At 61.0% G+C, this 17068-nt stretch carries 18 protein-coding genes; 5 read left to right on the top strand and 13 right to left on the bottom strand.

What is annotated here, in order from left to right:
• The first annotated feature begins 89 nt into the window (after positions 1-89).
• Entirely contained in the window at positions 90-1073 is a 984-nt protein-coding gene (locus GRAN_RS05255; RefSeq protein ID WP_128911912.1) for an NADPH:quinone reductase, read from the top strand.
• Between the two features lie 42 nt (positions 1074-1115).
• On the opposite strand, the gene GRAN_RS05250 is transcribed toward GRAN_RS05255, so the two are convergent.
• A complete protein-coding gene (locus GRAN_RS05250) occupies positions 1116-1595 on the bottom strand; it encodes a YybH family protein (protein ID WP_161570848.1) in 480 nt (159 codons plus the stop codon).
• Positions 1596-1900: 305 nt separating this feature from the next.
• Here GRAN_RS05250 and GRAN_RS05245 point away from each other — a divergent pair, with 305 nt between their 5' ends.
• Entirely contained in the window at positions 1901-2845 is a 945-nt protein-coding gene (locus tag GRAN_RS05245; RefSeq protein ID WP_128911910.1) for an OmpA family protein, read from the top strand.
• Between the two features lie 90 nt (positions 2846-2935).
• Here GRAN_RS05245 and GRAN_RS05240 read toward each other — a convergent pair whose 3' ends face one another.
• From GRAN_RS05240 to GRAN_RS05205, 8 genes are all read right to left on the bottom strand, one after another.
• Positions 2936-3097 carry a DUF3309 domain-containing protein gene (locus tag GRAN_RS05240; protein WP_128911909.1) on the bottom strand — a complete coding sequence of 54 codons (162 nt, stop codon included), beginning with the start codon at positions 3095-3097 and terminating at the stop codon, positions 2936-2938.
• A 73-nt stretch (positions 3098-3170) separates the two neighbouring features.
• Positions 3171-3947: a hypothetical protein gene (locus tag GRAN_RS05235; protein ID WP_128911908.1), complete on the bottom strand. Its 777-nt coding sequence runs from the start codon at positions 3945-3947 to the stop codon at positions 3171-3173.
• Between the two features lie 85 nt (positions 3948-4032).
• The gene (locus GRAN_RS05230; RefSeq protein ID WP_128911907.1) at positions 4033-4440 is read right to left on the bottom strand and encodes a carboxymuconolactone decarboxylase family protein; all 408 of its coding nucleotides are present in this window, start codon (positions 4438-4440) and stop codon (positions 4033-4035) included.
• Between the two features lie 122 nt (positions 4441-4562).
• Positions 4563-4868, bottom strand: coding sequence for a hypothetical protein (locus GRAN_RS05225; RefSeq protein ID WP_128911906.1), 306 nt, complete (start codon positions 4866-4868; stop codon positions 4563-4565).
• Positions 4869-4988: 120 nt separating this feature from the next.
• The gene (locus tag GRAN_RS05220; protein WP_128911905.1) at positions 4989-5804 is read right to left on the bottom strand and encodes a hypothetical protein; all 816 of its coding nucleotides are present in this window, start codon (positions 5802-5804) and stop codon (positions 4989-4991) included.
• A gap of 138 nt (positions 5805-5942) precedes the next feature.
• Positions 5943-7967, bottom strand: a complete 2025-nt coding sequence (locus GRAN_RS05215; RefSeq protein WP_161570847.1) for an ArnT family glycosyltransferase — start codon at positions 7965-7967, stop codon at positions 5943-5945.
• Positions 7968-8020: 53 nt separating this feature from the next.
• Positions 8021-8485 carry a ferritin-like domain-containing protein gene (locus tag GRAN_RS05210; protein ID WP_128911903.1) on the bottom strand — a complete coding sequence of 155 codons (465 nt, stop codon included), beginning with the start codon at positions 8483-8485 and terminating at the stop codon, positions 8021-8023.
• A gap of 58 nt (positions 8486-8543) precedes the next feature.
• Positions 8544-10118 carry a family 43 glycosylhydrolase gene (locus tag GRAN_RS05205; RefSeq protein WP_161570846.1) on the bottom strand — a complete coding sequence of 525 codons (1575 nt, stop codon included), beginning with the start codon at positions 10116-10118 and terminating at the stop codon, positions 8544-8546.
• A gap of 173 nt (positions 10119-10291) precedes the next feature.
• On the opposite strand from GRAN_RS05205, the gene GRAN_RS05200 reads away from it, so the two are divergent.
• Complete coding sequence (locus GRAN_RS05200) at positions 10292-11389, top strand: hypothetical protein (protein ID WP_161570845.1); 1098 nt, start codon at positions 10292-10294, stop codon at positions 11387-11389.
• A 46-nt stretch (positions 11390-11435) separates the two neighbouring features.
• The gene (locus tag GRAN_RS05195) at positions 11436-12140 is read left to right on the top strand and encodes a CPBP family intramembrane glutamic endopeptidase (protein WP_128911900.1); all 705 of its coding nucleotides are present in this window, start codon (positions 11436-11438) and stop codon (positions 12138-12140) included.
• A 2-nt stretch (positions 12141-12142) separates the two neighbouring features.
• On the opposite strand, the gene GRAN_RS05190 is transcribed toward GRAN_RS05195, so the two are convergent.
• Together GRAN_RS05190 and GRAN_RS05185 are read right to left on the bottom strand one after the other, a co-directional pair.
• The gene (locus GRAN_RS05190; protein WP_161570844.1) at positions 12143-12760 is read right to left on the bottom strand and encodes an ion channel; all 618 of its coding nucleotides are present in this window, start codon (positions 12758-12760) and stop codon (positions 12143-12145) included.
• 205 nt (positions 12761-12965) lie between these two features.
• Complete coding sequence (locus tag GRAN_RS05185) at positions 12966-14153, bottom strand: FAD-dependent oxidoreductase (RefSeq protein ID WP_128911898.1); 1188 nt, start codon at positions 14151-14153, stop codon at positions 12966-12968.
• Positions 14154-14268: 115 nt separating this feature from the next.
• Between GRAN_RS05185 and GRAN_RS05180 the strand changes: the two genes are divergently transcribed.
• A complete protein-coding gene (locus GRAN_RS05180; protein WP_161570843.1) occupies positions 14269-15681 on the top strand; it encodes a glucoamylase family protein in 1413 nt (470 codons plus the stop codon).
• Here GRAN_RS05180 and galU read toward each other — a convergent pair.
• Positions 15678-16559: a UTP--glucose-1-phosphate uridylyltransferase GalU gene (gene galU, locus GRAN_RS05175; RefSeq protein ID WP_128911896.1), complete on the bottom strand. Its 882-nt coding sequence runs from the start codon at positions 16557-16559 to the stop codon at positions 15678-15680. The two genes, GRAN_RS05180 and galU, sit on opposite strands and share 4 nt — an antisense overlap.
• A 119-nt stretch (positions 16560-16678) precedes the next feature.
• Positions 16679-17065, bottom strand: coding sequence for a DoxX family protein (locus tag GRAN_RS05170; RefSeq protein WP_128911895.1), 387 nt, complete (start codon positions 17063-17065; stop codon positions 16679-16681).
• Between the last annotated feature and the right edge of the window lie 3 nt (positions 17066-17068).

The raw sequence follows: 17068 nt of genomic DNA, 5'->3' as shown, positions 1-17068 counted from the left end.
CTGTCACACGCAGGGATGACTCTTGACATCCAGAGCACGAAGCGTTGCCAGGAGTTGCTGCTTAAGAACCAACTGGAGATGGACCTACGATGAAAGCAGCCTGTTACTCCACCAAGGGCCCTGCCCGCGACGTGCTCATGGTCGGCGACCAGCCTGACCCAGTCCCGCAACGTGGCGAAGTCCTGGTGCGCATCGCTTACTCAGGCGTGAATCCATCCGACGTCAAATCTCGTTCGGGCAGCTCGAATCCCGCGATGGAGTTCCCTCGCGTCATTCCGCACAGCGATGGCGCCGGCGTGATCGAAGCAGTCGGCGAGGGCGTTCCGGCGCATTTGGCTGGGCAGCGGGTCTGGACGATCAACGGGCAGTGGAAGCGCCCTTTTGGTACCGCCGCCGACCTCATTGCCCTGCCGGAAAACCAGATTGCGCCTCTGCCTGAGAACGTCTCGATGGAGACAGGGGCTTCCCTTGGCATTCCGCTCCTGACGGCCTGGTATGCAGTGCATGCCTGTGGCAGTCTTCTCGGGAAGACGGTTCTTGTCTACGGGGCGACCGGAGCGGTGGGTGGCTACGCGACGCAACTTGCCGCGCTCTCGGGCGCGAGAGTCATCGGCATTGCGGGAAGCACGGAACGATGCCAGCTCGCATCCCGGCTCGGAGCCGAGTGGGCGATCAATCGGAGTGAGCAGGATGTGGTCGCCGCGGTGCGTGAGATCACGGACGGCAAAGGCGTGGACGCCATCATTGAAGTCGATGCGGCCGCGAATGCCAGCAAGTATGGCGAACTGCTGAAGTTCGGCGGCGATGTGGTCATCTACGGATCCGGGGCCGGAGTGGTTGAGGTTCCCTTCCGGCCGATGATTGTGAGCTTCGCCAATCTGCGCTTCTTTATTGTCTACAACCTGCCCCTTCCGGTGAGGAAGGCCGCAATCGACTTGCTGACCCCCCTGTTGGAACGAGGTGCGCTGCAACATCAGCAGGTTGAAGTATTTCCTTTATCGGAAATTGCGAAAGCTCATGAACGTGTCGAGGCCAGCGCCAACGCAAAGATTCTTGTCGACGTGTCCAGGTAGTGCTTGCTGGAGGAATTCCTCAGCGTTGCTTGAGCTTCAGCGTTACTTGAGATGGATGAGGTCCATGATGAGGCAATCGCTGATCTTCCACGCGCCGTCTTTCTTGACCAGGACCTCAAGGTAATAAGAGTGGCGGGGCTCCATGGGATGTCCGCTGGCGTCGTTGACCTGGCCCTTGCTCTGCTCGTCGCTCCAGACCGAGGCGGTGGTGGGTGAGGTCATGCGGAGGTCGAGGATCTTCGTCGCGCTGGTGTCCGTCGCGGACCGGTATCCGGGGCGTGCCATGAGGTTGGTGAGGAACTCCTCGATATCGGCGCGCCCGTGAAGGCGGACTCCGAAGGGATTCTGCCAGACCGCGTCTTCAGTAAAAACGGAGGCGACTTGCCTGCTGTCGAACTTGTCCCAGCCCTCGGTCTCGCGGGCAATGACGGCGCGGACGGCTGCTTCGTCGGCTGACTTCTGCGCGTTTAGGGCGGGTGCGAGCAGCACGAGCACTCCAAGGGCAAGCATTCGTTTCCGCATGGGAGCTACCCTCATCTAAGTCTTCCAGTGGTCTTATCCGGAGTCGCAATCGAATGTATCGCAACACTTTGAGTTCGGGTGAAGTATCTTGATCCGTGGCGCAGGATCGACGCAAGTCCTTTCGAATGAGTCTGGAGCATCTTTGATTAACCGTTGCAGCCCACTTTTCCGGGCTTCTGCGCGTCTAACACGAAAGCGCTATGGCCGCAGTTGATCTTTTGTGCTGCGTGGCATTGGCGAACGGTCGAGGTACCTCGCATTTCCCCAGGCGATGACCGGTCAAATCAGAGAAGAGGGAGTACGTTATGTTCATTCAGCGTCAACTTAGCACCACCCGTGGGGTGGCCTTGTCCCTGGCGATGTTCACGTCGCTTGGCCTTACGGCGATGGCCCAGGAAGCGACGATCGAAGGGATCGTCACCGGAAGAAGCGGACCTTCGATGTCGGTCAAGACGGCGGATAGCCCGAAGCTGACCGTCCTGCTATCCGATACGACGAAGGCGACAGAAAAGGGCGGCTTTCTCGGTCTCGGCAAGAGAGACCTTGGCATCGCCGAGCTGGTTCCGGGCCTGACTGTGAAGGTCGAGGGTGCGTATAACCCCGATCACCAGTTGATGGCGAAGAAGATCACGTTCTCGCGTAACTCCTATCGCGTTGCGAAGCAGATTGAAGCGGGCCTGGATCCTACGAACGAGCAGATGGCAGAGGCGCAGGATCACCTCAAGAGCGATCGGAAGGACATCGATCAGACCCAGCAGGATATTGCGAAGAACTCGCAGGATATCGACGCGACGAAGCAGGGGCTTGCAGCGACGAACGATGCCACGGCTACGAATGCTAAGGGCCTTGGCCGCGCAAATCAGCGCTTCGGTGCGCTGGATCAGTTCGAGACCAAGGGAAGCATTACGGTCAACTTCGCGAACGGGAAATCGACGGTCACGAAGAAGGATAAGGACCAGCTTACTGACTTCGTGAAGGCAGCCGCGGATACCCCGGGATACATGATCGAGGTGCAAGGCTATGCTTCGACCGTTGGCTCGGCGGCATTGAATCAGAAGTTGAGCGCGGAACGGGCTGATGCTGTGCTGGCCATCATTCAGCAGACCGGCGTTGTTCCCATGACACGGATTCTTGCTCCTGCCGCGATGGGCACTTCGAACCAGGTCGCCACCGAACACACGCGGAACGCGCAGGCTCAGAACCGGCGTGTGGTTGTGACGATTGTCGTGAATAAGGGAATTACTGGCTAAGGATCGTCCTCAGGGAACGTCCTCCAGTAAAGGCAAATCCGAGCGGCCGTGCGATGACTGATCTATCGCGCGGTCGCTTTGGTTTTTGAGTTACAGGCTGGATCGTCCGCGTCCGAAGAGCAGGTAGATGATGATGATGCCGATGATGATATCCAGCCCGCCACCACCGTAGTAGCCGATGCCGGGGCCCATGTAATAGCCACCGCCGCCGAAGACGAGTAACAGGATTACGAGAATGAGTATGAGAGGCATGCGGGAGTTTAGCACGGTGACGCTAAGACCTGGCTCCGCCTGAGAGGAGTTACACCTCTCAGGTATCGACGGGTTACTTCTTGTCCCATACGCTCGTAAAGCTTACGGGGGACGTAACCGGTTTACCGGTGGTTGTCAGAGTTTTTCCATCCTTCGAGACCGTGCATTCCTGCGTCCCAGACAACTCGCCCTTATCCTGGTATTCCATTTCGATGGTGTAGGGATTAGTGCGCCTGGCAGATCTTGAACGAGCTAAGGGGCCGCCTGGTCCCTGCGACCTGTACTCCTTGCCATCAAAATACATGTCGGTCCGAACTTCCTCTGGTAACTCCGTGATGCTGAGCCCATTTTTTTCGAATGGCTGGATCACGATCGACTCTGGCTTCAACACCTCGATTTCCATGGAAAACGACTTCCACTGTCCGTAGATGCTCTTGCCTGGCGACGTCCGGTGATATTGGGTGATGTTGCGTTCGGTAATTTCGTTGGCGTCTTTGAATTCGTCGACGAGGGTTAGCTTCTGGTCGTCCGGCGAGACGGTGTAGACCCTGGACATGGTTCGGGAGTCCACCCGATCCATATGCCAGGTGTGATCGTCTACCTTGACGAACGACAACGTGGCTCCCGTAGGAGACTTTATCGGTTTGCCATCTGCTCTAATCTCCACGGTTAGACCGGTACTGCCGGTGAGGGCGTAACGCTCATTTCCTCGGTCATCGATGGCATAGGTAATGACGGGTTTTGGACTCTTGTCAGCGTTGTAGACCCAGGTTCCGACAAATGGATCGCTTGATTGCGCCATGGCGGTACCTGTGAAGAGGAGTGTGGCCGCTAGGCGATAGAACTTCATCCAATGCCTCCGGGAAAGTGCAAGCGAGTCTAACACCTATCCTGCGAGCGGAGCAGTTACGAATTGGAAGAGGAGTTGGGCTCCGCTAACGGACAGAAAACTCTGGGTCGACCGGTATCTGCATCGCGTTAGCCAGGGCGTTGGTCTGCGAGGCCATGCCGATAACGGAGAGGAACTCGGCGTATTGCTGATCGGTGAGGCCCTTGGCGCGGGCGGCTGCGGTGTGGGAGTGGGCGCAGTAGGTGCAGCTATTGATCGTGGAGACGGCGATGTAAATCAACTCCTTGGTGAGGGGATCGAGCGTGCCCGGGGCGATCATCACCGTCTTGAGGTTCGCCCAGATGCGTTCGAGCAGGTCGGGCTGGTTGGCCAGGGCGCGCCAGAAGTTGTTCACGAAGTCGGACTTGCGGGTGGCGCGGATGTCGTCGAAGACGGCCTGGACGCGCGGGTCGGTGGAGACTTCTTCGTCGGTCCAGAGCTTTACGGTGGCCATGGGGAGAACCTTTCGATGCGGAGGTACGGCTGCATCTCAGGTTTACCACTTCGGCCTGCCTGTCCGCATCGTGGTGGATGCGGCCTGGGGGCAGGCAGGCCGGTGGAACGAATGTGCTTCCGTTACCGGATCGTCTTGACCGGAATGGTGATGTTGTCCGGGATGATGGAGACCTCGGTGTAGTGGTGCCTGGTGTGCTCGGAGAACGAGACGGGAACGAGGACGATGTGATCCGGCTCCGGGCCCTTGGGCGCGACGACATGCTTCTTGAGCAGAAGGACCGCGGAGTTCGAGCCCTGCGGCTCGGCCTTGGTGAGGGTGATATGAAAGCCGGGGGTCGGCATAAGGAAGCTGCCGGATACTTCGAGAACGTCGCCCTTATGGGTGGCGGCGAGGTGTGTGCTGAGTGCGGCTGCTGCAGTGGTCATGGGATGCTCCTGTTGCGATCTGAGATAGGGAGACGGTGATCGGGGTCGCCGAGTCCTATCTCCTGGATAGATCGTGTGGGCAGGGGCGTAAGCGTTTCAGTTGGATCGCGAGAGCGATGCCTATTGCTTTTCCAGCGTGTAGAAGATCGGCGCAGGCTGACCTTTGTTGACCTCCCGAACCTTCATGGTTCGGCCATCGGAGGATATTTCATAGTCCGCTGTTCCATCGGGGCTTCCATTGATCTTTGTGTCGACGTGGATCGTACTGGTGCCTGTCCTCTTCGTCGCCAGGGTGAATCCCTTGGGAGCCTGGGGATCGGGGTCGGCGTAGTCCTTCCCGTCGAACTTGTAGAGATAGCTGAGCTTCATGGAGGGGAAGGTGAAGACGAGGGAACTGCTTTCGGCGGGAGTGATGAGCAACTTGAACGGCTTGCTCTCCGATTTGGTGTCGACGCTTTTGCTCTGCCATTCACCGGCGAGGCCCTTGCCGCTGCCGAGGCGCTGCCAGTCGCTCTCGCGATTCTCCTTCCCGCCGTCGGCCCAAGTGATGAGTTGGTCCCGCTTCATGGTTTGCCCGTCGGGAGAGATTTTGTAGGTTCCCGAGGTGCCGGTCGCGCCTGTGTATGTGCTCTGCCAAGTGTTGGCGTCGATCTGCTTCAGGGAGAGCGTTCCTCCAGCCGATGGTTGCGGCGTGCCATCGGCCACGAGCGTGGTAACGACGCCGAAGTGATCATCGATGGTGTATTTGTGATCCCCGGTGGCGGTGATCGAGAGTTTCTGGTTGGCGAGTTGGCTTGCTTTGGGATTCCAGACCCAGGTTCCGGCGAATGGGTCTGCACCCTGGGCGATGGCGCTGGTTGCGATCATGGACAGAAACAGAATCCTCGCCGTGGCGATGTAGGCTGCTTGGATTCGCCGAAAAAGATCCAGTCTCATCACGTACTCCTCAGTGTGGTGCGATTGCTCGAGCGGCCCGGCTCGCGAATACCTTGCCATTATGTCTGAGCCTGGGAGGAATGCAAGTTCTTTTACAGGAGTCATTTGCAGAAAAATCGCCATCATAGAGGGGCTTGGCTAGGGGTTGAGGTCGTCGAGCTTGTCGGCGATCTCTGGACGCCACTTCTGCTGCGATGTGGGCTCCATGGTGTTTACGAGGTTCATGGCGCGGTCGTAGTGGGGTCGGGATTCGGGGTCCCGGTGAAGAGCATGGAGGGCGTCGCCGGCGTAGATGTTGCCATCGAAGCTATCGGGGTCGATGGCGAGGGCCTGGAGAGCATAGGCGAGGGCCGCCGATGGGTTGGGATGGTCGTCATCATCGAGTATCTCCTTCGCGCGCCAGATAGGAGCGAGGGAAGCGGCCCGGGGGACGGCGAAGTCTCCGTTGAAGACGGCGATGCCGTTGGCGATGAGGGCGTCGGGCTTGCGCTCGAAGAAGCTCTGATAGGGGTTGCGGACCTTGGTGCCGAACTCGAAGCCGTTGAGGTCAGCGAGGCTGATGAGGACCGGACCGTGGATGACGGGCGGCATGTCGATCTGGAACTCGTAGAGGGTGTCGACGGTGGGGAGGAGCTTGCAGGGGATGCCGTAGTCGCTGGGCAGCAGAAACGGCGCGGGGAAGTAGGCGAACCAGCAGTCTTGGATGTGGTGTGCGTCGACGTATTGTTTGGTCCACTTGAGTTGCTGGCCCCAGTCTGTGGCGGAGTCGGAGAGGACGTTGTGGGTGTTGGCGGGACCGCCCCATAGGGGGTTGGCGTAGGGCATGTAGTTGGGGAACATGCGGAGGGAATCGATGCAGTGCCATAGGAGCAGGGCGGCGATGGGGTAGAGCCAGAGACGCTTTTGCTGAGCGAGGGACCAGGCACCTCCGGCTGCTAAGGCGAAGGTGAAGGGGAAGATGGGAAGCACGTGGCGGACGCCAATGTTCAGCGGCTCAACCATTGCCACGGCCAGGTAGAACAGTGCGGGTGTGGCGAGGAAGAAGACTTCGCGTGGCTTGCGGACGCGGCTTGAGGCGAAGGCGTAGATGGCGATCGCCAGGATGCCGAGGATGCCGATCGACCACTTCAGCGAGAGCACGACGGGGAAGTAGAACCACTGGCCGTGTGCGTAGAGTTTGCCGAAGATGTACGTCGGCATGCCCTGGGCGACGCGCTGGACGTCGACGAGTCCGTAGAGGTAGCTCTCGGGCAGGAGATGGAAGCGGGCGAAGAAGAGGATGACGTGCGAAGGGATGGCGGGGAGCTTAGCGGCCTCTTCGCCGAGCGGGGGCAGATTCACGCCCACGGGGTGCATCGCATAGCGGAAGCTGTAGACGGCCCACAGGACGAAGATGGAAATAGCCGCCATCATGGCCATGGCGGAGGCGAGGCGGGCTGCGAACTTTGGCGGAAGAGCCCGGGTGGGGTACCAGCGTCCCATGAGTTCTCCGGCGGCGAGCAGTAGCAGAATCGGCAGGAGCATGATGGCCGAGTGCTTCGAGACGAGCGCGAGCCCAACGGCCAGACCGCAAGCGAGGATGCGCTGCCAGGTCGGCGACTGGATATAGCGGTAGAAGGCGTACACGGAAGCGAAGAAGAAGCAGGCGGCGGCGGTGTCGGTGGTGACGAACGGTGCGTTGGTGAGGATGGTGGGGTCGAAGACGAAGAGGATCATCCCGATCACACCGGCGCCGGGCGAGAACATCTCCCGTCCCGCAAAAAAGAGTAGACAGGCGAGCAGCAGGGCGAAGACACTGACGGCCATGTGGGCGCGGAAGAGGAGGGTATCGGCGGTGTAGTGGCCGCCGTAGCGTGGGTCGTTGCGGAAGAGGAGTTCGCGGCCTCCGTAGTACGCTTCGGATTTGAAGAAGCGGCCTTTGCGCGGAGCGACCTTGAGGTCGAGCGGGAGCAGAGGCAGGGCGGCGATGAGTTTGACGAGCGGTGGGTGCTCGGGGTTGAGGCTGTACTCGCGGTTCTTCCAGTTCATGTAGCCGGAGAAGATGTGGTCGCCTTCGTCCCAGCTTGGAGACTCCTGGCGGGTGGAGAGGGCGATCTCGCAGATCAGGATGAGAAGCAGTGAGGCGGCAACCACCCACGTGATGTCACCTCGAACTCTAGGCAATACAGTTCCCCTTCCGCGTCCCATCATACGGAACGCGGAAAGGGCATCTCGCATCAGTCAGCCATGCCGGGGTTGGGGGTGTCTTCGTTGAGGGCGGTTGCGAGGGAGACGAGGTGATCCTGCTCTTCGAGGAGGATCTCGCGGATGGTTTCGGAGAGGGCGAACTCGCCGAGTTCGTCGGCCTGCTTGACGCGGCGGCGGTAGTTGCGGATGGTCTCGATCTCGTTTTCTAGGTCGAAGCGGAGCATATCTTCCGCTTTCTCGGAGGTCTTGACGAGCTTCGGGGTGACGGAGGGCATGCCGCCGAGATAGTCGACCTGATTGGCGATCTTGAGCGCGTGGTCGAGCTCTTCGGTGGCGTGGACGGCCAATTCGGCGGCGATGTTCATGTAAGCCGCTCCCTTGAGGACAGCCGAGTAGTTCACATAGGCGATAACGGCCTGGTATTCGCGGGAGAGATCCTCGTTGAGCAGATCGATGAGTTTCTCGCGAGTGATGGGGGTGGCTTCGTTCGACATGATTTCTCCGATGGTTGTGCCGGGACGTTGTGTCGCGGGCTGATGGATAAGATGCCGGCTATCCGGCTTTGAGCAGGAAATGCCGGAAGGTAACGGTGCCGCGTCCCGGGCCTTCGATCATGAGGCCGATGCGGAGGCCTCGGTCCCAGGCGGGGAGGTCGGAGGCGTCGATGGTGTCTCCCGCTTTCGACCAGGTTTGCTGATCGTGGCTCCACGAGAAGTCGAGCTTAAGATCGCCGGAGGAGAAAACCCGGAGCCAGAGGGGAGTCTCAGGTCGGTCGATGGGCTGAGACCAAACGATCTGGCTTGTATCGCCCTTGCGCTGCCACAACTCGAGGTCGCCTCTGCGAAGGCCCAGGCCGATGGTGTTGAAGGGGTCGCCGACGATCGACAGGCCGGACCACGTCGTCTCGGGCGGCGGATTGTAGGTCGGGGTGTCGGGCTGCGCGCTATCCGAAGAGAGCACCACGCTAGGTTCCGCAGCGGTACAGAGGGAGACGGTCGCGGTGTAGCCGGGGATGGCAGGAGCAGGTACGGCGATCATCGCGGACTGGCGGTTTGCCGGGATTGTGAGGTGGAGTTCGCCGTGGCCCGTGGTGATCGTCGGGTAAGTGTTGACGGGCCACTGCCAGGATGGGGCGAGGGTGCGGCTTTCGAAGTTGTCCTCAAAGTCGACTGGGGCGAGACGGTCGAGGCCACGCTCGTTCGGGCCCTGGCCGGCGTTGATGGTGGGCCAGCCGTCGGGGCTCCAGGCGATCTGGTCGAGGACGGCTTCGCGGCCGATGTAGATCGTTCCTTCGCGTGGGTAGGCGTGGTACAGGAGATAGTCCTGGTAGGTCTCGCCGGGAGCCGTGTGCCCGTGGACGATGGTGCCATGGCCGGGGCAGCGCCAGCCGTGGTTGTCGGCGATGATCGGGTTGGCGGGGTTCTTCTCCCACGGGCCGAGCAGACGGTCGGCGCGGGCGACGCCTTCGGCGTACTGGCACTCGCGTCCGCAGCAGGCGTTGGCGGCGTAGAAGAGGTAGAAGCGGCCTTCGTGGCGGAGGATGTAGGGGCCTTCAACGACTCCGCCCTCCCAGGGCTCGTCGTTGGTGATGAGCTGGGTAGGAGTTCCGGTGAGGTGGAGCAGATCCGGCGTGAGGGGCTGGGCCCAGATGGGCGTCGGCTTCTGCTCGGAGTTGCCGTCGGTCTTCCAGATGAGGAACGGGTCGCCATGCTCGTCGCGGGCGAAGGCGGGGTCGATCGAGCCGAGGGGTTCAGCAAGGATGGGGCCGTGGTCGGTCCATGGGCCGCGCGGTGAGGCGGCGGTGGCGACGGCGATGCTGAGCGGCCCGCCACGCGCGCGGGCGACGTAGTAGGCGAGAAACTGTTTGCCGTCGTGGACGAGTTCCGGCGCCCAGAAGGAGCCTTCGGCCCACGCGGGCTGGATAGGGAAGATTGCGCCGGTCATGGACCAGTGGGTGAGGTCGGGGGATTCAAAGAGCGGGAACTGCGGGCTCCACTCACCGGAGGTCGCCGAGGCAAAGTAGCGCTGGCCGACGCGGAGGATGGTTGGGTCGGGGTGATCGCCGGGAATGACGGGGTTTGAGACCGAGGGCTCTTCAAGCGAGAGGTTCAGCAGGGCCGAGCGCATGACTCTTGGATGCCTTTGGTGTGAACCGGCGCAAGGAAAATGCTTCCCTGTGGCGTGGTCGGCAGGTATGCTTTGGTTCGCAACTGTTTCCCATACTGGGATTGTCTTTCTGGATTTCGTGGCACCACTTGCTGTTCTTTGCGCTTTGATGCGCTTCGGGGGGCTGTATGTTGATGAAGCAAATAGGTTTGGTAACAGGGGCTCTGGCGGTTGTTCTGGCATGTTCCCTTTCGGGATATGCGCAGGAACAGGATGGAAGCGCGGGGGCTTCCACGCAGTCGGATACAAGAACGCCGTATCAGAAGCGGATGGACGAGGAGCGGCAGGCCGCTGGGGGCGCTCCCGCCGACTCGAAGGCGGGAAGCGCGGCGAAGAAGGGTGACTCCGCCAAGCCGGGCAAGGAAGCCAAGGTCAAGGAACCAAAGGAAGAAAAAGAGAAGAAGGGCGAGTACACCGGGCCGATGACCGTGGTGGAGTTGCCTCCGACTCCGATGCTCGATGAAGAGGGGCGGCAAAGGCTCGATCCCGACGGGAAGCCGATGTTCAACCCGCCGGTCCGGCAGTTGCGGGATAGCAAGGGCCATCCGATGTTCAGCGCGTCGGGCAAGCCGTTGATGCAGACGGCGGACAACCTCGGATACGACGAGCATGGAAAGAAGATCGTGGTCAAGAAGGAGAAGCCGGTGAAGACGGTATCTCTCTCGATCGTTCATGGGACGATGACCGTGGACGGGATGATCGGCAAGGCGGCGCTGAACTACGACATCCAGAACCTGCACTACATCTACCTTTACGTGCCCGGGATCGGGACGACGATCGTCTCGAATGCCACGTTCCCGGGCGCGAAGGAACAACCGAACGCGTTCGATGATAAGACGCTGACGGTCAAGGTGGAGGATCACCTGCTCCAGATCAACTCGGATACGCGCTTGCTTGGAAGTAAGCCTGAATCGGCGTTCGTGGCCGTGGATCGTTTGTTCGTGGTGCACTCGAAGTTTCCCGTGGTGGGGTATGGGGATTTGAGAGTCGCTCCGTACGCGTGGCCCGGTGCGAAGCAGGATCATGTCGAGCAAGGTGTGGTGAAGGCTCCGCCGTTGCCGGAGAACCTGAGGCCGGCGATGCTGCTTGAACCGTGCCCGTCGGGACAGATGCGCATGACGGCAGCGGGTATGACTCCAGCTCAGGCCGCGACGCAGCCGTGCGTGCCGATCCAATCGGCGACGCCGTCAGCTTCGGCGACGAGCCCGGCTGGAGCGAATTCGCTGAAGTAGCCCGCAGGCGGGAGGTCACGATTGACTCCTGCTATATGCTCACAACGTGAACGGTCGTCTCCGAGCGAACCTTGACGAGCAGGGCAGGCGGCGCGCGCTGATCGAGGTGGGTGTTGGTTACCTTCTGATCCTGGCGGTGCTGTGGACGCCTCGACCGTGGCAGCGTTATCTCTACTGGCTTCCTGTTCTCTGGATCGCCGGGACGACCGCGCTCTCGTTTGACAATGTTGCGGCGCTCGGGCTGCGCACGGCGAACCTTCTTCGCTCGTTCTGGATCGCCGGCGTTGCGGCTTGCCTGTCGGCGATCACAGTTGCGGTCGCGGCGCATCTGCATACGCTCCATGCTCAGGCGAGTGTTGTGTGGTTCGCGAAGTCTTACATCGGCTATGCGATCTGGGCGTTCGTGCAGCAGTTCCTGATGATGGACTTCTTTCTGCCGCGCTTTCTGCGTCTATCGACGCGACCTGCCTACGCGGTGCTGACCGCGGCAGGCGTCTTTGCCCTGGCGCACCTGCCCAATCCTGTGCTGACGGTGCTGACGCTGGTATGGGGTCTTGTAGGCTGCTGGCACTTCCTGCGCTATCGCAATCTCTACCCTCTGGCGCTGTCGCATGCGATTCTCGGGATCACGATCGCGGTGTGCGTGCCTGGGTATGTCACGCACAATATGCGGGTGGGTCTGGGCTACCTGAGATACCGGCAGCCCGGGATACCTCATCGCCACCGCGCCGACCCTCGCAATGCCATGTAGGGCTATTCCCGCGACCCGCGCCGGGCGGCATAAATTTTCTCCTCTCGGCCGATATTGCTTGTCTCGACGCCGCGATAGGCGTTGATGAGCCGCGAGAGGAGCACCGCCATATAGAGAACGCCGAGGATGGCCTCGAGCAGTGAGATCGAGCGGGCGAGGGGCGCGACGGCTGTAATGCCGGGTGTTCCTAGTTCAGTCAGCGTCCCGAAGCTGAAGTAGATGAAGTCGAAGCGATCCGGGATGGCGTGGTGATTGAGCGTCGGGGCGAGGTAGAAGGCGTCCTGCACCCGGTTGGAGATAGCGGAGTAGATGCTGGCGAAGGTGAAGCCGAGTAGCAGATAGATGCAGAGCGCGCCGAAGATCGTCTCGGAGTTCGGCTGCTCCGTCTTGAAGATGTGCTGCGAGATGATGGCAATGATGATGAGATCGAAGCCGATCGAGAGGATGCGATTGATGAATGGCAGCATGCCCAGCGAGTGCGGGTGAAAGAACAGGTGCTGCAGAATCGACGGAACCGCCAGCACCATGACGAGCACGAGGAGGCCACGGCTAAAGGTCACAGCCCAGACGGTGAGAAGAATGATCAGCGCCCCGATGATGCGAAAGGCGTAGTAGCCCACGCCGGATGTTTCGGCGTAGGGCGAGAAGACGATGGAGCTGAGGAGAAAGAAGAAAAGAGCGCGAATCGGCCGGCAAAAGGGATTTGAGGAAGTCGTTTCTCGAGAAAAAACAGAAGGGCCTCCACGCATGCGTCTACGGGTGTCTACGGGGTATTAGACGAGATTGGCTCCGCTTTGTTCGATATGTGGCAAGCTCCGTTACGTATCAGGCGCGGCGCGCCGGCTGCTTCATGCGAGCGTAGAGGTCGGCGAGGGCTTTCACAGCGGTCTCGGCTTCGCGCTGGTCGGGCTGCTCGTTGGAGTCGTTCCAGCCGGAGGCCTCGCCCTGCTCGCTGGCCTGGACGACGATGCCGTCGCGGCGGGAGAGCACGTTGAGGTTCCCGTAGGTGAGGCCGTAGTTGACCTCGGTCTGGGGGATGAGCCAGCCGATCTGGCCCCGGACGGGCGTGATGGACTCGTCCTTGAAGAGCGCGCGAGCGCCGTATCCGGTGCAGTTGATGATGGCCTTCTGCGGGAGACCGGCTAAGTCGGAGGGCTGGTGGAACTCGGCTGGTTCAAGCTTGCCTCCGGCAATGAGGAAGTCGTTGACGAGCTGGCGGGAGTAGTCGGCGACATTGAATTGAAGGCGTGTGACGCGGGAGCAATGCTTTGTCGGAAAAGGGTTCGCCTCGGGCGACAGTTCCTCGGCAGCGTGGGCGAGGTCGTGGATGCGGTCGTTCAAGTAGAGGAAGCCGGGGTCGGACGGCTCGGGGGTGCCGCGCGGTCCGTCTTCGCCATCCCACAGGTTGTAGCGATCGGTGTACTCCACCGGGTTCCCGGGCATGCCGAGGTAGGACTGGTACATGGCCCACGAGGTGCGGGCCATCTGCTCCCATTGGGCGGGGAAGGTGGCGGGTGCGTCCTTGGCCAGGGCGATGCGGGAGTCGGGGGTCCAGGAGCCTGTGGCGCGCGAAGAGCGGACGTCGGGCGGACGGTCCTTAGCGTAAATCGTGACCCGGGCTCCGGCGCGCTGGAGGAGCGTCGCCGAGGTCAGGCCGAGGGCTCCGCAGCCGATGACGGCGACGTCGCGGTCGCCGTTCGAGAGCGCTTTCTGGATAGCGATGGTGCTCGATCCCCAGGAGAGCGACCAGCCCGAGCCGCCGTGGCCGTAGTTGTGCACGACGAGCTTGCCGGCGATCTGTTCGGTGTCGAGTCGCGGCCCGATGGCACGGAAGGGACGCAGGCAGACGGTGATGCGGAAGAGGCGGTCCGTCTGAGCGTTTATGGGCGCGATCGGGGTGTAGAGCGTGGGGGCTTGCTGGGTCGATGCAGATGGTTTGAGGCGGGGAGTGCATCCGGCGAGGCCGAGGGCAGCGGTGGCTCCGGCTTGCTGGAGGAAATGGCGACGGTTCATCCGAACTCCTGCGGTTTATCTGCTTTCTTTCAATGTAATGCAGGCGTGTGGAGAAGCTTCGACCGGGTCGACGGAGAGCTTTGTCGATTTGGCTTCGACCTGCATCCAAGTTCGGATGAATCGACGTGACGCACTTCGTGCGATCGGCAGTGTTCCGATCGCGCTTGCCGGGAGTTCGTTGCTGGAGACGGGATGCGGGAAGCACAAGGGCGCGGCCGAGCGATCGGATAGGGCGTTGCCGGAGCACCCCGAGCAGGCGCTGTTTCCCAAGCGGCCCGTGGCGAATCAGCCGTCGAACTTCAGCCCCAGCGCCGTCAGATTGCTGGAAGAGGTGCGGGAGCGTGCGGCCCACTACTTCATCGAACGCTCTGATCCTGGAACGGGACTGGCCTTCGACCGCGCTCCCGCCGATGGGGCGAGCGATGCGGAACAGTACAGTGTGGCGTCCATTGCAGCGACAGGCTTTGGGTTGAGTGCGTTGTCCATTGCCGCTCGGAACGGATATGTTCCTGCCGCTCGTTGCGAGGAGCGGATGATGACCTCGCTGCGCTTCCTGGCGAATCGGGCTGAACATGAGCGCGGCTTTTTTGCGCATTATCTCGACGGCCGCTCGGGCGCAAGGAAGAAGGAGTCCGAGTTTTCGTCGATCGATACGGCGCTCCTGGTAGCCGGCGCGGTGCATGCGGGTGAGAGCCTGAATTCGCAGGAGGGGACCGCGCTGGTCAAGACGATCGTCGAACGGATCGACTGGCCGTGGATGTTGAACGCAAATGCAGTTCCCTCCGGAAAAGAGGCGATGTTATCCATGGGCTGGCTGCCGGGGTCGGGCTTCTTGCAGGCCCGGTGGTCCTCTTATTCGGAATGCATGCTGATGTATCTGCTGGCGATCGCTTCGCCGACACATCCCCTTCCCGCCGGCATCTGGAACGCGATCGAGCGGAATACCTACGACTACGGCGGAATTCGCTTCATCTCCAGCTTCGGAGCCTTGTTCATCCACCAGTATCCGCACGTTTGGCTCGATCTGCGCGGTTTGAAGGACGCCTACGCGGACTACTACCAGAATTCTGTCGCGGCAGTGCGGGCGCATAAGACCTATTGCCTGATGCAGCACGGAAGGTTTCAATGGGTCGACGAGCGCGTGTGGGGGTTTTCAGCCTGTGACACAGAGCGGCGGGAGTACATGGCGTGGGCCGCGCCGCCGATCATCGGGGAATGGGACGGTACGCTCTCGCCGCATGCCGCCGGCGGGTCGCTGACGCTGCTTCCGGAGGAGTGCATCGTCGCCCTGGTCGCGATGCGGGAGCACCACCCGAAGTCCTTCGGCCGCTATGGATTCGTCGATGCGTTTAACCCCGGAGCAAACGACAGCCGAGGGTGGTTCGATAATGACGTCGTCGGGATCGACCTTGGGCTGACGATGCTGATGGCGGAGAACCAGCAAACAGGCGCGGTCTACCGGAGCGTGGAAGGGCACCCAGGGTTGCGGAGAGCCATGGATGCCGTCCAGTTGAAGAGGTACGTCTAGAAGGTTTGTTCCTTGAGCCACGCGCGGAAACTTTCGCCGCAGCTCGCGTGCTTGATCCCCAACTCCACCGTGGCGCGAAGAAAACCCTGTTTGTCGCCGGCGTCGTGGCGTTTGCCTTCGTAGCTGAAGCCGTAGACTTTCTCGTGCTGGAGCAGGGCCTTGATAGCGTCGGTGAGTTGAAGTTCCCCGCCTGCGCCGGGCGTGATGCCTTCGATCATCTCGAAGATGCGCGGGGTGAGAATGTAGCGTCCGATGATCGCGTTCGGCGACGGAGCGTCCTCGAACTTCGGCTTCTCCACCATGCCCTTGACGTCGAGCAGGCGTGAGTTGGTCGGATGCGGGTTGCAGTCGAGGCAGCCATACGCGGAGATGGCCGGCCCTTCGACAACCTCGGAGCCAAGGATGCTGGACTGGACCTCGGCGAAGGCGTCGACCATCTGCTTCATGCAGCCGGGTTCGGCGTCGACGATGTCGTCGGGGAGCAAAACGCAGAACGGCTCGTTGCCGACGATCTCCTTCGCCATCAGGACCGCGTGGCCCAGGCCAAGCGGCTCGGACTGCCGGGTATACGTGATCTTGGCGAGCTTCGAGACCGAGCGGGCGATCTCGAGCAGGGCGGTCTTGTTCTTGGCTTCGAGGGAGGCTTCGAGCTCGGGCGAGCGGTCGAAATGATCCTCCATGGTGGTCTTGCCGCGGCCCGTGACGATGATGATCTCGGTACAGCCAGCCGCGACCGCTTCCTCGACCCCGTACTGGATCAGGGGCTTATCGACCAGGCAAAGCATCTCCTTCGGGGTAGCCTTGGTCGCTGGCAGGAAACGGGTTCCCATTCCCGCTGCAGGGAACACCGCTTTACGAATCTTCTGGGGAGTTGGCATCAGTCGTAAGTTTCTCCGGTCGGGGGTTGGATTGATGGTACCAAAGTGCCCCTACGGTTCAGTTGCCGCGATCGTAAAACGGGTTGTAAAGAAACGGAGAATACGCGAGGAAAACGAGGCTACGAGACCTCCGGCGCCGCGTCGAACAGACCGCGGAAGCTCAGGCGGTAGGCGAAGATCAGGAAGAGTTCGAGGATCGTGCAGACGATACCCGCAGCGATGCCCGGGACGCTGAAGAAGAGATGGAAGCACAGGACATTCACCAGGATCGGCGCAAGGATGGTCAGGCCAAGCGGAACGTAACGGCCGACCAGCAAAAGAAGCCCACCGATAATTTCCAGGAGCGCGACGAAGCTGGTGTACTTGTGCGTCGTCATGAGGCCGATCCAGATCCCACCGTCTCCCGGAGGCAGGGGACCATTCATAAAATGCAGGATTCCATTGAGGCCGAAGACGAAGAAGAGAAGTCCGAGGATGACGCGGGATGCGAGGATGGCGATCTTCATAAC

This window comes from Granulicella sibirica (assembly GCF_004115155.1).
Taxonomy (GTDB): Bacteria; Acidobacteriota; Terriglobia; order Terriglobales; family Acidobacteriaceae; genus Edaphobacter; species Edaphobacter sibiricus.
Note: the sequence above shows the minus strand (reverse complement) of the source record. Positions and strands in the feature narration are given on the sequence as shown.

Bases quoted from the DNA above. Each gene is read 5' to 3' on its own strand.
- GRAN_RS05230 (WP_128911907.1), bottom strand. From the start codon at position 4,440: ATGGCCACCGTAAAGCTCTGGACCGACGAAGAAGTCTCCACCGACCCG.
- GRAN_RS05255 (WP_128911912.1), top strand. From the start codon at position 90: ATGAAAGCAGCCTGTTACTCCACCAAGGGCCCTGCCCGCGACGTGCTC.
- GRAN_RS05205 (WP_161570846.1), bottom strand. From the start codon at position 10,118: ATGCGCTCGGCCCTGCTGAACCTCTCGCTTGAAGAGCCCTCGGTCTCA.
- GRAN_RS05210 (WP_128911903.1), bottom strand. From the start codon at position 8,485: ATGTCGAACGAAGCCACCCCCATCACTCGCGAGAAACTCATCGATCTG.
- GRAN_RS05235 (WP_128911908.1), bottom strand. From the start codon at position 3,947: ATGAAGTTCTATCGCCTAGCGGCCACACTCCTCTTCACAGGTACCGCC.
- GRAN_RS05245 (WP_128911910.1), top strand. From the start codon at position 1,901: ATGTTCATTCAGCGTCAACTTAGCACCACCCGTGGGGTGGCCTTGTCC.
- GRAN_RS05185 (WP_128911898.1), bottom strand. From the start codon at position 14,153: ATGAACCGTCGCCATTTCCTCCAGCAAGCCGGAGCCACCGCTGCCCTC.
- GRAN_RS05200 (WP_161570845.1), top strand. From the start codon at position 10,292: ATGAAGCAAATAGGTTTGGTAACAGGGGCTCTGGCGGTTGTTCTGGCA.
- GRAN_RS05225 (WP_128911906.1), bottom strand. From the start codon at position 4,868: ATGACCACTGCAGCAGCCGCACTCAGCACACACCTCGCCGCCACCCAT.
- GRAN_RS05180 (WP_161570843.1), top strand. From the start codon at position 14,269: ATGAATCGACGTGACGCACTTCGTGCGATCGGCAGTGTTCCGATCGCG.
- GRAN_RS05240 (WP_128911909.1), bottom strand. From the start codon at position 3,097: ATGCCTCTCATACTCATTCTCGTAATCCTGTTACTCGTCTTCGGCGGC.
- galU (WP_128911896.1), bottom strand. From the start codon at position 16,559: ATGCCAACTCCCCAGAAGATTCGTAAAGCGGTGTTCCCTGCAGCGGGA.
- GRAN_RS05250 (WP_161570848.1), bottom strand. From the start codon at position 1,595: ATGCGGAAACGAATGCTTGCCCTTGGAGTGCTCGTGCTGCTCGCACCC.
- GRAN_RS05170 (WP_128911895.1), bottom strand. From the start codon at position 17,065: ATGAAGATCGCCATCCTCGCATCCCGCGTCATCCTCGGACTTCTCTTC.
- GRAN_RS05220 (WP_128911905.1), bottom strand. From the start codon at position 5,804: ATGAGACTGGATCTTTTTCGGCGAATCCAAGCAGCCTACATCGCCACG.